16 protein-coding genes and 1 pseudogene are annotated in these 13,142 nt (G+C 53.2%); 8 read left to right on the top strand and 9 right to left on the bottom strand.

Annotated features, from left to right (window positions below):
* Position 1 precedes the first annotated feature (1 nt).
* The 3 genes from yihS to yihU are packed head-to-tail and all read right to left on the bottom strand — an operon-like array spanning position 2 to position 3,056.
* Positions 2 to 1,243 carry a sulfoquinovose isomerase gene (yihS, locus tag ACLD3P_RS17990; RefSeq protein ID WP_000870942.1) on the bottom strand — a complete coding sequence of 414 codons (1,242 nt, stop codon included), beginning with the start codon at positions 1,241 to 1,243 and terminating at the stop codon, positions 2 to 4.
* 15 nt (positions 1,244 to 1,258) lie between these two features.
* Complete coding sequence (gene yihT, locus ACLD3P_RS17985) at positions 1,259 to 2,137, bottom strand: sulfofructosephosphate aldolase (RefSeq protein ID WP_001067413.1); 879 nt, start codon at positions 2,135 to 2,137, stop codon at positions 1,259 to 1,261.
* A 22-nt stretch (positions 2,138 to 2,159) separates the two neighbouring features.
* Positions 2,160 to 3,056, bottom strand: a complete 897-nt coding sequence (yihU, locus tag ACLD3P_RS17980; RefSeq protein WP_000268248.1) for a sulfolactaldehyde 3-reductase — start codon at positions 3,054 to 3,056, stop codon at positions 2,160 to 2,162.
* A 164-nt stretch (positions 3,057 to 3,220) separates the two neighbouring features.
* Between yihU and ACLD3P_RS17975 the strand changes: the two genes are divergently transcribed.
* The 6 genes from ACLD3P_RS17975 to fabY all read left to right on the top strand — a co-directional run bounded on the left by ACLD3P_RS17975 (position 3,221) and on the right by fabY (position 8,030).
* The gene (locus ACLD3P_RS17975) at positions 3,221 to 4,117 is read left to right on the top strand and encodes a sugar kinase (protein ID WP_080108605.1); all 897 of its coding nucleotides are present in this window, start codon (positions 3,221 to 3,223) and stop codon (positions 4,115 to 4,117) included.
* A gap of 33 nt (positions 4,118 to 4,150) precedes the next feature.
* Positions 4,151 to 4,954 (top strand): DeoR/GlpR family DNA-binding transcription regulator, encoded by an 804-nt coding sequence (locus ACLD3P_RS17970; RefSeq protein WP_000059693.1) that lies wholly within the window; start codon positions 4,151 to 4,153, stop codon positions 4,952 to 4,954.
* Positions 4,955 to 5,144: 190 nt separating this feature from the next.
* Complete coding sequence (gene yihX / locus ACLD3P_RS17965) at positions 5,145 to 5,744, top strand: glucose-1-phosphatase (protein ID WP_411006539.1); 600 nt, start codon at positions 5,145 to 5,147, stop codon at positions 5,742 to 5,744.
* A complete protein-coding gene (locus ACLD3P_RS17960; RefSeq protein ID WP_000921423.1) occupies positions 5,738 to 6,610 on the top strand; it encodes a virulence factor BrkB family protein in 873 nt (290 codons plus the stop codon). The genes yihX and ACLD3P_RS17960 overlap by 7 nt, the downstream gene beginning before the upstream one ends.
* Complete coding sequence (dtd, locus tag ACLD3P_RS17955) at positions 6,607 to 7,044, top strand: D-aminoacyl-tRNA deacylase (protein ID WP_000560969.1); 438 nt, start codon at positions 6,607 to 6,609, stop codon at positions 7,042 to 7,044. Before ACLD3P_RS17960 ends, dtd begins: the two co-directional genes overlap by 4 nt.
* Before the next feature lie 44 nt (positions 7,045 to 7,088).
* A complete protein-coding gene (gene fabY, locus ACLD3P_RS17950; protein ID WP_001518251.1) occupies positions 7,089 to 8,030 on the top strand; it encodes a fatty acid biosynthesis protein FabY in 942 nt (313 codons plus the stop codon).
* A gap of 14 nt (positions 8,031 to 8,044) precedes the next feature.
* On the opposite strand, the gene ACLD3P_RS17945 is transcribed toward fabY, so the two are convergent.
* From ACLD3P_RS17945 to ACLD3P_RS17935, 3 genes are all read right to left on the bottom strand, one after another.
* The gene (locus ACLD3P_RS17945) at positions 8,045 to 8,491 is read right to left on the bottom strand and encodes a type II toxin-antitoxin system HigA family antitoxin (RefSeq protein ID WP_001259009.1); all 447 of its coding nucleotides are present in this window, start codon (positions 8,489 to 8,491) and stop codon (positions 8,045 to 8,047) included.
* Complete coding sequence (locus ACLD3P_RS17940; protein WP_111769633.1) at positions 8,488 to 8,799, bottom strand: type II toxin-antitoxin system HigB family toxin; 312 nt, start codon at positions 8,797 to 8,799, stop codon at positions 8,488 to 8,490. Before ACLD3P_RS17940 ends, ACLD3P_RS17945 begins: the two co-directional genes overlap by 4 nt.
* An 85-nt stretch (positions 8,800 to 8,884) precedes the next feature.
* Positions 8,885 to 9,814: an alpha/beta hydrolase gene (locus ACLD3P_RS17935; protein WP_411006540.1), complete on the bottom strand. Its 930-nt coding sequence runs from the start codon at positions 9,812 to 9,814 to the stop codon at positions 8,885 to 8,887.
* Between the two features lie 217 nt (positions 9,815 to 10,031).
* Here ACLD3P_RS17935 and ACLD3P_RS17930 point away from each other — a divergent pair.
* Together ACLD3P_RS17930 and ACLD3P_RS17925 are read left to right on the top strand one after the other, a co-directional pair.
* Positions 10,032 to 10,343 (top strand): annotated as a pseudogene (locus tag ACLD3P_RS17930) (type II toxin-antitoxin system RelE/ParE family toxin).
* Entirely contained in the window at positions 10,344 to 10,634 is a 291-nt protein-coding gene (locus tag ACLD3P_RS17925; protein WP_000362050.1) for a helix-turn-helix domain-containing protein, read from the top strand.
* 46 nt (positions 10,635 to 10,680) lie between these two features.
* On the opposite strand, the gene fdhE is transcribed toward ACLD3P_RS17925, so the two are convergent.
* The 3 genes from fdhE to fdxH are packed head-to-tail and all read right to left on the bottom strand — an operon-like array spanning position 10,681 to position 13,141.
* Positions 10,681 to 11,610 carry a formate dehydrogenase accessory protein FdhE gene (gene fdhE / locus ACLD3P_RS17920; protein ID WP_000027730.1) on the bottom strand — a complete coding sequence of 310 codons (930 nt, stop codon included), beginning with the start codon at positions 11,608 to 11,610 and terminating at the stop codon, positions 10,681 to 10,683.
* On the bottom strand, positions 11,607 to 12,242 hold the full coding sequence (fdoI, locus tag ACLD3P_RS17915) for a formate dehydrogenase cytochrome b556 subunit (RefSeq protein ID WP_000829025.1): 636 nt from the start codon (positions 12,240 to 12,242) through the stop codon (positions 11,607 to 11,609). Before fdoI ends, fdhE begins: the two co-directional genes overlap by 4 nt.
* The gene (gene fdxH / locus ACLD3P_RS17910; RefSeq protein WP_411006541.1) at positions 12,239 to 13,141 is read right to left on the bottom strand and encodes a formate dehydrogenase subunit beta; all 903 of its coding nucleotides are present in this window, start codon (positions 13,139 to 13,141) and stop codon (positions 12,239 to 12,241) included. Before fdxH ends, fdoI begins: the two co-directional genes overlap by 4 nt.
* Position 13,142: the final 1 nt, after the last annotated feature.

Raw genomic sequence — 13,142 nt, 5'->3', positions numbered from 1 at the left:
CCTATTTCGCGTTGATATCCAGGAGACCCGCCGCGACCGCTGGAGCCAGGCCCGGCGCCAGTGGCAGACGAGGAATGACCAGACAGTGCAGCAGATGGTAAATATCTTGCTTGCCGTCCCACACTTTGGTGGTCACTTTGTTATCGGCGTCCAGCTCTTGCCACCAGGAACCATTTTCATAGTCCATCAGGTACTTAATGCAGTAGTCCCACCATTTCTGATACCACTCTTCATACTGGCTATCGCCCGTCAGGGTGTAGAGGGCGTAGGCTGTCCCCATCGCTTCCACAATCGGCCAGCGCACGCGTTCACGTACGATAGGTTTACCGTCCCAGTCGACTGAGTAGACAAAGCCGTCTGCGCCATCTGGCGCCCAGGCGTCGCGGATAGTGGCATGGAACAGACCTTTCGCATCCTCCAACAGCCAGGCGGGCGGCGTTTCGAAGCGGGCCTCCAGCGCAGCATGGAGATGGAGCATCAGACGGCCCCACTCAATCCAGTGACCTGGCGTACCGCCGTAGGCGCGAAAACGGTGGGCAGGATTATCTTTGTTGTAGTCGCGGATAGGGTTCCACTGTGAATCGAAGTGTTCATTGACACGGTAATCACCGTTGCGCGCCACATCATGAATAATTACCGACGCGATACGCAGCGCGCGATCCAGCCATTTTTTGTCATGGGTAACGTCATAAACAATCAGGAACGCTTCGACGGCGTGCATATTGGCGTTGCCGCCACGGTAGTCTTCGGTTTTGCTGAAGGCTTCATCCCAGGACTCCAGGCACATCTGCTCTTCTTCACTCCAGAAGTATTTCTCAATCACTTCTATGGTGTAATCCAGCAATTTCCTGGCTTCAGGATGCCCGGTCGTGACGGCGCTGGCTGCGCCCAGCAAGGCGAAGAAGTGTTGATAACCCTGTTTAGAGGCATCCACCACGCCCTGATCGTTAACGCAGGCATACCAGCCGCCGTATTTTTTGTCGCGCAGCGCGCCGTTCATGGCTTTGATACCATGATCGACCAGATCATAAGCGCCCGGTCGGCCCATCGACGCCGCCACGGAATAAACGTGCAACATACGCGCCGTGATCCAAAGATGGGTGCCCATCTCTTCTTTAATTTGCCCTTTATTTCCCAGCCAGCCGAAGCCTGTCGGCACCACGGCGTTTTTACCGAAATTAAAGATGCGGTCGGTTTCCTGCTCCAGCCAGCGGTTGTGGCTCAACGTGTTAAACCATTTCATTCTTTCATCCTCGTATTAACGACGTTTCGCCATCATTTCATCGACGATCTCGCCCAGACGTTGCAACTTAGGCGCGGAAACATCACGTAGCATCAGCTCGGTATCCGGTAGACCAATCACTGATGACCAGACCGCGCGTCCCGCCAGGAACCCGGATGCGCCAGCTTCCATGGCGACCCTGACCGCGCGAGGGAACAGTTTTTCGTCCACACCGGAAGAGAGGATGACCCACGGCATATTGATATGCCCATTCAGGCGTTGTGAGGCGGTAAGAAGATCGGAACGCGCGCCTTTGCCGTAGAGCGGCATTTCAACTTTGTAAAGATCGGCGCCGCTGTCGCCCAGCTCTTTGGCCGCATCGATAATCGCCTGCTCGCGATCGAACTTGTCGCCGCAGCGCGGCGGACGTACAACCGGTTCGATAATGCTCAGCAAACCATTGGAGTGACATAATTCATTGAATTCCTTGACCATATCCAGACGCTGCTGCGCGTCTTCGTCGCTGCGCCACAGCACCAACAGTTTTAAGGCTTTCGCGCCATCCCGTTTTACCGCCTGCGCATTAATTTTTTTATCAATGACCACGTTATCAACGGGAATACCGTTGCCCGGGATGAAATCATCCGCCGCGACGATCATGGCGCAGCTTTTAGCGACCGCGTTTTGTTCTACGGCCTGGCGATAACAGAACTGCTGATCCAGCAGAACGGCAGAGGCATACGGGGAAAGAATTTTCGCCGCATTCACTTTGAAATCCGTCAGCACGCTATCGGCAACGGGTGTTTTTGCACCAGCAGCAGCAAACATTAAACGCATCGCCTCGCGCTGATCGACAGCCAGCATGGCAAACCCGCCGGACGCTCGCGTAATGTCTTTGATGGTGTAGTTGTTCATTCAATTTTCCTTTATACAGTCGTTACTTTTTTACGTTGGCGGTCAGCCCGGCGCTGATGCGCACCTGTTCCAGGATGGCGCTCCAGTCTTCCCGACCGCGGCCTGCGGCCCGCGCCAGGTTATAAACTTCACGGGAGGCGGCGCCGAGCGGCATCGGTACGTGCAGTTGATTGGCGACATCCAACGCGATGCCAAGATCTTTGTGCGCCAGATCGATCATGAAGGCGGGAGACAGATCCCCTTTCATCACTTTATTCGGCCAGGTGGTGGTGAAATGCCCTTTGCCTGCGGCAGTGCCGCTCATCACTTTTAAAGCCACGTCGAAGGAAAGCCCCAGCGCTTCACACAGCACGGCGGCTTCGGCGGAGAGCGCATTTAGCGCAATACTCATGTAGTTGTTGATCAGTTTTACGCGAATACCCATTCCCGGGCCGCCGGTGTTGACCAGCTCATTACCCATCGCCATCAGAACAGGGGTAGCGCGCTCTACTTGCTCCGCCGTACCGCCTGCCAGCAGCAACAATGTGCCGGTAATCGCGTTGTCGGATGTCCGGCCTACCGGTACATCCATCATGCTGAACCCTTTGCTCTGCATGTCGGCAATCAGCTTATCGGTTTGCAACGGATGAATAGTGGACATATCAATGACCAGCGCTTCACGGGAAAGAGTTTCACAAACGCCTTGCTCGCCAAACAAAACGGAACGAACCAGATCGCCGTTCGGGAGCATGGTGATAACAAATTCAGCGCCGATGGTTGCCTGAGCCGGGCTGCTTGCAGGTTGCGCGCCTTTGTCTACCAGACGCTGTACGGCGTCGGGATTAACATCGAAGACGCTGAGTTGATGGCCCTGCTTTAGCAGATTGCTCGCCATAGGAGAGCCCATCTGTCCCAACCCGATAAATGCTATAACTGCCATATCGTTCTCCTGAACACGGTGGTGTCATTTTTTGTCATTAATGAGCCTTTTTCTGTCTGTTTGTGATCGTATTTGTAATTTATGGTCAAAAAATTGACAGCCGTCACTTTTTAAACATTTCGTGAAATTAAAATGAGCACATCGAAAATGCTTGAGGAATGACCATGGTTCGTATTGCTTGTGTAGGTATTACCGTGATGGATCGCATCTATTACGTGGAAGGATTACCGACAGAAGGGGGTAAATATGTGGCGAAGCGCTATACGGAAGTGGGCGGCGGGCCTGCGGCGACCGCTGCCGTGGCTGCGGCGAAATTGGGCGCGCAGGTGGACTTTATTGGCCGTGTGGGCGATGACGACACCGGAAACAGCCTGCTGGCGGAACTGGAATCCCTGGGGGTAAATACGCGCTATACCCGCCGCTACACGCAGGCCATGTCGTCGCAGTCAGCGATTATGGTGGATGCCAAAGGAGAGCGGATTATCGTTAATTATCCCAGCCCGGATTTATTACCTGACGCCGACTGGCTTAACGACATCGATTTTTCGCAGTGGGATGTGGTGTTGGCGGATGTGCGCTGGCATGACGGCGCAAAACAGGCGTTTACGCTGGCGCGTCAGGCTGGCGTCATGACTGTTCTTGATGGCGATATTACGCCGCAGGATATTAGCGAGCTGGTGGCGTTAAGCGACCACGCCGCCTTCTCCGAGCCAGGGCTGGCACGCCTGACGGGGATGAGCGAAGCCATTGATGCGCTAAAAAAAGCACAAATGCTCACAAATGGACATGTCTATGTCACGCGAGGCAGTGAAGGCTGCAACTGGTTGGAAAAAGCGGCGGTACGCCACCAACCGGGTTTTACCGTGGAGGCGGTGGATACTACCGGCGCGGGCGATGTTTTTCATGGCGCACTGGCATTTGGCCTGGCAAGCGGATACGCCATTGAAGAGGCTGTCAGATTCGCCAGCGGCGTTGCCGCGCTGAAGTGTACGCGCCCGGGTGGCCGGGCGGGTATCCCTGATTGTGAGCAAACCCGATCTTTCTTGTCACTTTTTGTATAATATGAGCAGTAGGAAGCTTTTAGAGGAATGCTCATGAGTCTTACCGAACTGACCGGTAATCCGCGACACGATCGGCTGTTAATGCTAATTGATGAGCGCGGCTATATGAATATCGATGAGTTAGCCAGTTTGTTGGAGGTCTCTACCCAGACGGTTCGCCGCGATATTCGTAAATTAAGCGAGCAGGGGCTGATTACGCGTCATCACGGCGGCGCTGGCAGAGCGTCCAGTGTGGTCAATACCGCCTTTGAGCAGCGAGAGGTCTCCTGGACGCAAGAGAAAAAAGCCATTGCGGAAGCCGTGGCTGACTATATTCCGGATGGCTCCACGATATTTATCACGATTGGAACGACGGTTGAGCAGGTGGCGCGCGCGCTGCTCAACCATAATCATCTGCGCATTATCACCAATAGCCTGCGCGTCGCGCACATTCTTTATAATAACCCTCGTTTTGAAGTGATGGTGCCTGGCGGCACGCTGCGCCCGCATAATAGCGGCATTATCGGGCCATCCGCGGCGGCGTTTGTCGCGGGGTTCCGGGCGGACTATCTCGTCACCAGCGTAGGCGCGATAGAGAGCGATGGCGCGTTACTGGAGTTTGATGTCAACGAAGCCAGCGTAGTGAAAACCATGATGGCCCACTCGCGACATATTTTGCTGGCCGCCGATCATACGAAATACCATGCTTCTGCGGCGGTTGAGATCGGCAATGTGTCACAGATTACCGCTCTGTTTACGGACGAGTATCCCGGTCCGGCATTACAGAATTTACTTCAATCCCAGCAAATCGAAGTGGTTCAGGTGAGTCCTTCGCTGGACGACGCCGTTTCAGCGTGACAAGCGCCCTTGCGCCGGAGGGTTGCGTCAGCGCTTTATCCGGCCAATAAAACGGCGCTGTGATGCAGGCGATATTGGGCATCGTCTGCGTTTCTATTGTCTTTTTGTTAATTGATTTATAAAGGGATACATAGTCAAACTTCTCCTTTCCCGCTACAGTTATTCATCCCCGGTTAGCAAGGAGAATGACATGCTCTACATCTTTGATTTAGGTAATGTGATTGTCGACATCGACTTTAACCGCGTATTAGGTGTGTGGAGCGATCTGAGTCGAGTACCGCTGGCTTCGCTGAAGCAAAAATTTACGATGGGCGAGACTTTTCACCAACATGAACGCGGTGAGATAACGGACGAAGCGTTTGTTGAAGCTTTCTGTCATGAAATGGCGTTATCGCTCAGTTATGAACAATTCGCGCACGGCTGGCAGGCGGTATTTGTCGGATTACGGCCCGAAGTGATTGCTATCATGCATAAACTGCGCGAGCAGGGGCATCGCGTGGTGGTGCTATCCAATACTAACCGACTGCATACCCACTTCTGGCCGGAAGAATATCCGGAGGTGCGCGCTGCCGCCGACCATATCTATTTATCGCAGGATTTGGGAATGCGTAAGCCGGAAGCGCGTATTTATCAGCACGTCCTGCAGAAAGAAGGTTTTTCCGCTGCCGATGCGGTCTTTTTCGACGACAATGCCGATAATATAGAAGGGGCCAACCAGTTGGGGATCACCAGCATTCTGGTGAAGGATAAAGCCACCATCCCTGACTACTTCGCGAAGCTGTTATGCTAAAAACCGTTCACCAAAAAGCTGGACGCCATACGCGCCCTGTTCGGGCCTGGCTCAAGCTATTATGGCAGCGTATCGATGAGGATAATATGACGACTCTGGCGGGAAATCTCGCCTATGTCTCATTACTCTCCTTAGTACCGCTTATTGCCGTCGTTTTTGCCCTTTTCGCTGCTTTTCCGATGTTTTCTGATGTCAGCATTCAGTTACGCCATTTTATTTTTGCTAACTTTATGCCAGCCACCGGAGACGTGATTCAGCGCTATATTGAGCAGTTTGTCGCTAACTCCAACAAAATGACGGCGGTGGGCGCCTGTGGACTGATTGTGACGGCATTGCTGTTGATGTACGCCATTGATAGCGCCTTAAACACTATCTGGCGCAGCAAACGCACACGGCCAAAAGTGTACTCTTTTGCGGTGTACTGGATGATCCTCACGCTCGGCCCGCTTCTCGCTGGCGCCAGCCTGGCAATCAGCTCCTACCTGCTTTCTTTACGCTGGGCCAGCGATCTGAATACGGTCATCGACAATGTATTGCGCATCCTTCCGCTGCTGCTCTCGTGGATCTCATTCTGGTTACTTTACAGTATTGTCCCAACAACTCGCGTACCGAACCGTGACGCCCTTGTCGGCGCGTTTGTCGCAGCGTTGCTGTTCGAGGCCGGAAAGAAAGGTTTCGCGCTTTATATCACCATGTTCCCGTCATATCAGCTCATTTATGGCGTACTGGCAGTGATCCCTATCCTGTTTGTCTGGGTATACTGGACCTGGTGTATAGTCTTGCTTGGCGCAGAAATAACTGTCACTCTCGGGGAATACCGAAAACTCAAACAAGCCGCAGAACAAGAAGAAGCTGACCAACCATGATTGCATTAATTCAACGCGTAACCCGTGCCAGCGTCACCGTGGAGGATGAGGTGACGGGTGAAATCGGCCCAGGACTTTTGGTGTTATTGGGTGTCGAAAAAGAAGATGACGAACAAAAAGCGAATCGTCTGTGCGAGCGCGTGCTGGGATACCGTATCTTCAGCGATGCTGACGGCAAGATGAATCTGAATGTACAACAGGCTGGCGGCAGCGTGCTGGTGGTGTCGCAGTTTACGCTGGCGGCAGATACCGAGCGCGGTATGCGACCAAGCTTTTCCGGCGGGGCTGCGCCGGATCGCGCGCAGGCGCTTTATGAATATTTTGTCGAACGCTGCCGCCAGCAGGCGATAAACACGCAAACCGGACGCTTCGCTGCCGATATGCAGGTTGAGCTGGTTAATGACGGTCCCGTGACATTCTGGCTCCAGGTATGAGTCAGCTTCCGGCGTGGCCGCGGATAACAAGAGAGAGTACGGCTATGTATCACCTTCGAGTTCCGCAAACAGAAGAAGAATTAGAACGTTACTACCAGTTTCGCTGGGAGATGCTGCGTAAACCGCTGCACCAGCCGAAAGGGTCGGAACGGGATGGCTGGGATGCGTTGGCGCACCATCAAATGGTGGTGGACGAAGAAGGAAATTTAGTTGCAGTGGGCCGCCTGTATATCAATGCAGATAACGAGGCGTCTATCCGTTTTATGGCTGTACATCCCTCGGTACAGGATAAAGGGCTGGGGACATTAATGGCGATGACCCTGGAGTCTGTCGCCCGCCAGGAAGGCGTTAAGCGCGTCACCTGCAGCGCGCGCGAAGATGCGGTTGAGTTCTTTGCCAAACTCGGGTTTGTCAATCAGGGGGAGATTACTACGCCCACAACTACGCCAATCCGCCATTTTCTGATGATTAAACCGGTAGCATCGCTGGATGATATCCTGCATCGCGGCGACTGGTGCGGGCAGCTTCAGCAGGCCTGGTATGAGCACATTCCATTGAGCGAAAAGATGGGGGTGCGCATTCAGCAGTACACCGGGCAAAAATTTATTACCACGATGCCGGAAACCGGTAATCAAAATCCGCATCACACGGTGTTTGCCGGCAGCCTGTTCTCCCTGGCGACGCTGACCGGATGGGGACTTATCTGGCTGATGCTCCGTGAACGCCACCTGGGCGGGACGATTATTCTTGCTGACGCCCATATTCGCTACAGTAAACCGATTAGCGGAAAGCCAAACGCCGTGGCTGATTTGGGGTCGCTAAGCGGTGATTTGGACAGGCTGGCGCGGGGTAAAAAAGCGCGTGTCCAGTTGCAGGTTGAACTGTTGGGCGGCGAGACCGCTGGGGCAATTTTCGAAGGCATTTATATCGTACTACCCGCGAAACCGTTCGGCCCGTATGAAGAGGGCGGCAACGAGGAGGAGTAGCTGGACATATCCAACTACTCGATGAAGGCATCCGCTGGTAGTTTAAAGCGTTGTGTAAGCGCTTTAATATGATTAACCGTTAGTGCTCTGCGGCCATTTAAGATGTTGCTGACGTTCGATTTAGAACCAAGTTCGTTGGCAAGATCTGCTGCTTTGAGACCGTATTGATCCATGAGCGTTCGCAATACTGAAACGCCAGGGGGCGTTTTCTCCAGGTGTTGGTTGAGTGCTTTGAATTCCGGCGCATGTTTTTCGTATTCACTGATTCGGGCACAGAGCAATTCAAATAGTGGGTTTTCAAGATCGTCGTGGTCGACCAGAAACTCCACTAGCGCTAGTGCCCTGCGATACTCATTGTCATTTCGGTCTTCCCCCATCAGTGGGACGCTTTTTACCGCATCGCTGAAGGTATCAACGATCTTTTTTGCGCTGGTTGCATCCATCTGACGATGAGTTCTCATTCTTTATTACCCCGATAATATGCGGTCAGTTTGTCATATTCGGCATGGGAAACGATATGTTTCACAAATATCTTATGTAACCTGAAATCTATGTAGGAAATGAGTCTCAGGCTGTTACCAGAAACATCAATCACCCACCATTTATCTCTGTACTTAAAATTATCCAGTGAAGGAATATACCGCTTTATCTCTTCAGGCTGAGTGAATGTTTTTTTCTCCAGAACATTCAGCAACTCAGTGAGGGCAAGCTCATGGTTTGGATACATGAGCATCGCTTCATTGAACGGTTTTCGGCTGATAACATGCACAATGTAGTTCCATTACAAAGTTTTCAACCTGAAAACAATTTAGCGCAACGTTATCCAGTTTTCAAGTTGAAAACAAAATTGAATTTTAGGTCATTTTGCCTGTTGATGGACTTACAACACGCCAGGCCACATCTCGCATGGCGCTTCGTGCCGCCTGGCTCACGCCTCCGAGCTGGAAAAAGCCATGGATGACACCGAGATAGCGCTGGCAAGTGCATTCCACACCCTGTTCCTGGAACCGTTGATACAGGGCCTCGCCCTCATCGCGCAGTGGGTCGAACTCTGCGGTGAGGATATGCACCGGCGGTAAACCGGCAAAATCTTCACGCCATATCGGACTGGCTTCCGGGTGGCGGAGGTCGGTATCCTGGAGATACATTTCGAAACCCGATAACAGCGTATCGCGGGTGATGATGTAGTCTTGCCCGTTGCTGGCATAGCTGGGGAAACTGGCAGTAGCGTCAAGCATCGGGTAGATCAACAGCAGCTTCGCCGGAGACCAGTGGGCGGTGGATTTCAGGCGTAGCGCGCTGACCAATGCCAGGTGCCCGCCTGCGCTGTCGCCAGCAAGCGTGATACGTTCACGATCGATGCCTAACTGCTCCGCGTATTGATGGACGATATTGGCCCCGCGTTCAGCGTCGTCATGAGCCGCAGGGAAGGTGTGCTCTGGCGCAAGGCGATACTGAATGGCAATCACCTTACAGCCGCTTTTCCAGGCCAGTTGCCGTAGCTGGGGGTCATGAGTCAGAAAGCCGCCGCTAACAAAACAGCCGCCGTGATAGTAGAGGATACAGGGTAGAGAACCGGATGCGTTTGGCGGCGAAACGACGCGAAATGTCATCCCTTCCAGCACGATATCTTCCGAACTCACCCGAATTTCTTTCTCACCCGCCAGCGTCGTGCTGGCAATATAGCCCGCTCTCCGGTCATCAATATTCTGCTCTCGTGAAGAGGGGCGGCCCGCGGCGATAAACCCAGCGACCAGTTCGGCAATTCCTTTTTCCAGTGGCATATAACGCTCCTTTGACTGTATATATGTACAGTTTATAACCTGGTTCGTTGGGGATGGAAAGTGGTGAAACGAGGGGATGATGATTCTGGATAGAGGTTCGCAAAAAATGGAATGCGGTTGGCGCTGGGTTTTTAATTTTTGTACTGTGAAATGATGATGCTATACGCCATTGACGTATAGATTATTTTCACTACTATAAGCCAATGGCGTATGGAATATGCAATTTATAGAAACGGAACTCTTTACTGAAGATGTTAAAAAACTGCTCGATGATGATGAATACCATAAGCTTCAGGTTTTTATGGCTCAGCATCCAGATTGTGGTGATGTCATTCAGGAAACGGGCGGCCTGAGAAAAATGCGCTGGGGAGCGCGAGGCAAAGGAAAGCGTAGTGGCGTGCGAATTATCTATTTTCACCGTAGTTAACGGTATGAGATTCGCTTGCTTCTGATTTATCAAAAAGGCATTAAAGATGATCTCACGCCGCAGGAAAAAGCGGTGCTTCGTATGCTGAATGAGAGGTGGTAGATGGATAAAGTGTTATTTGAGCGATTAACTCAAAGTATGTCTCAAATGAATGAAATCATTGAAGGGACCCGTGAGCCTTCTCGTACCTTTCATATTGATGCAATGAAGATTAAAGAAATACGGCAGGCATCTGGGTTGTCGCAATCTAAGTTTGCAGAACTGATTTCGGTCAACGTGGATACGCTGCGCAACTGGGAGCAAGGAAGACGTTCACCGACAGGGCCAGCCAAAGCGTTACTTCGCGCCATTGCCAACGACCCGAGAAACGTTATACAAGCATTGCGTTATTGAGCAATGATCCGGCTAACGTAGATTGCTAGCCGGTATACCAGAGAACTTATTCCCCTTCCCCCGGGAACAGGAACGGGTTGATGGAGCTGCGGGCGAAGCCCTCCTGTTCCATGCGCGCGTCCAGCACCAGCGAAGCGAGGTCGTCGGCCACTGCTTCTACTTTCGGGTCTTTTTCCTGATACAGAATCTTCAGGTAAGTCCCGCAATCGCCGCAGCTTTCGGCTTTCACCGCAGCCTGCTCATTTTCCAGCGACCAGTAGTGTAAGTCGCGGCTCTGTTCGCAGTTACTGCATTTTACGCGCACGACGTGCCATTCGGTTTCGCACAGGTTACAGTGCAGATAACGCAGCCCCTGCGTGGTGCCGATCTGCACCATGCTGGAGACCGGCATCGAACCGCACACCGGGCAATACTGGCGCGCTTCACCGTATTCCGCGCGGGCTTTGCCTGGGATCAAGCTGGCCATTTGCGCCCAGTAAAGGGAGAGCGCGGCCCAGATAAACGGGGCTTTATCGCTGCTGACGGAGGCAAAATCCGAGGCAAACAGCGCGCTGGCCATCTGCTCCAGCTCCTGCTCTGAGGCTTTCTCCAGGTTCTCAATCACCGCCAGCGCGGGGCCGCTCATCTCGGGTTTTAGCTCGGCAATCAACGAATGCAGCAGTTTTTGCCAGTGTTTATCACGCGGCAGCACGTGGATATCCAGCGGCGGCTTGCCCTGGTCGTTCGCTTCTTTAATACGTGCGGTCAGATCCATCTCCAGCGGATGGTCGTACAGCACCACTTCCTGCGCGTGCGCGATAAGCGCGGCAAAGCGCAGGTAATCGCCCAGCGGGTTATTTTCAGCCAGCTCGCGCAGACGTTCGGCGCGGCGGTTGTAGACGTTTTTGAGTCGGGGGAACAATAACGGCGGAATCATATCCGCCGTACGTTTCTCGCTCGACCCCAGCTCATCTTGCGGGATTATGCGAATACTCATTCAGTTTCTTTTTCCGTTGTCTTGCGGACTTCTCGGTACCAGCGTGGGTGATGTTTCTTCGCCCACGACCGGGTTACCCAGCCTTCCACCATCGCGGTAATGGTGCCTTTCACCCAAAGGGCGGCGTAGATATGCACCATGATAACCACAATTAACGCTACTGCGGCAAAAGAATGCAACATTAACGCGAATCGGATCACCGGGATTGAGAAAGCAGGCGCAAAGTACGGACGCCAGATAATTACCCCGCTTACCAGCAGCAGCACCAGGAAGATAATCGCCGCCCAGAATACGCATTTCTGACCGAAGTTATAACGCCCGGTGTCACCCACTTCCTCGTTGACGACGATCTTACGAATATTCTTCGCCCAAAAGATATCATCCCGATTGATTAGATTGTGGTGCCAATAACGGAAAAACATGATGATGAACGAGGCAAACATAACCACGCCCACAAACGGGTGCAGAATTCGCGCCAGTTGTGGGGTGCCCAGGATATGCATCAACCAGTTGAAGGATGGGAATAAAAAGCCCAGCCCGCTCACCGCCGCCAGCACGAAGCAGAAGGCGACGATCCAGTGGTTGATGCGTTCCGGCGCCGTATAGCGCACGATGGTGTCACGTCGTTTCATTTGCGCACCTCGTCTTTCTCTTCATGCAGGTTGTCATCTTCCTCTTCCGCACGGTTCGGGCCGACGCCGACATAGTGGAAGACGCTGGCGGCAAAGGTCGCGGCAAAACCGAACGCGGCGAGCGGTTTCCAGACGCCTTTCCAGAACTTAACGGTTTCGCTGATTTCCGGGTTCTCCGGCAGACCGTGATACAGATTCGGCTTGTCAGCATGATGCAGCACGTACATGACATGCGTACCGCCTACGCTCGCCGGATCGTACAGACCCGCGTTGTCATAACCACGGGTTTTGAGTTCCGCCACCCGCTCGCCCGCCAGCGTTTTCATATCCTCTTTCGAGCCAAAATGAATGGCGCCGGTTGGACAGGTCTTCACGCAGGCCGGTTCTTGCCCCACGGTCACGCGGTCGACGCACAGCGTACATTTATAGACGCGGTTGTCTTCCGGGTTGAGGCGCGGCACGTTGAACGGGCAGCCAGCGATACAGTAGCCGCAGCCGATACACTGCTCGGACTGGAAGTCGACAATACCGTTAGCGTACTGAATGATTGCCCCTTCCGCCGGACAGGCCTTCAGGCAGCCGGGATCGGCGCAGTGCATACAGCCATCCTTACGGATCAGCCATTCCAGTTTGTCGTTCTGTTCCACTTCCGAGAAGCGCATTACCGTCCAGGATTTCGCGGTCAAATCAGCCGGGTTGTCATACACCCCGACGTTATTGCCCACTTCATCACGGATGTCGTTCCACTCGGAGCACGCCACCTGACACGCTTTACAGCCGATACAGGTGGTGACGTCGATGAGTTTCGCCACCTCTTCCTGGTGGTCCCGCGCCTGGGGCGCGGGGGTGAAACCGTTAGTGGCGGAACGACGAATGATGTCTTGCGATTGATAAGCCATA

This window comes from Salmonella sp. 741265073_HBA (assembly GCF_046569105.1).
Classification (GTDB): domain Bacteria; phylum Pseudomonadota; class Gammaproteobacteria; order Enterobacterales; family Enterobacteriaceae; genus Salmonella; species Salmonella enterica.
Note: the sequence above shows the minus strand (reverse complement) of the source record. Positions and strands in the feature narration are given on the sequence as shown.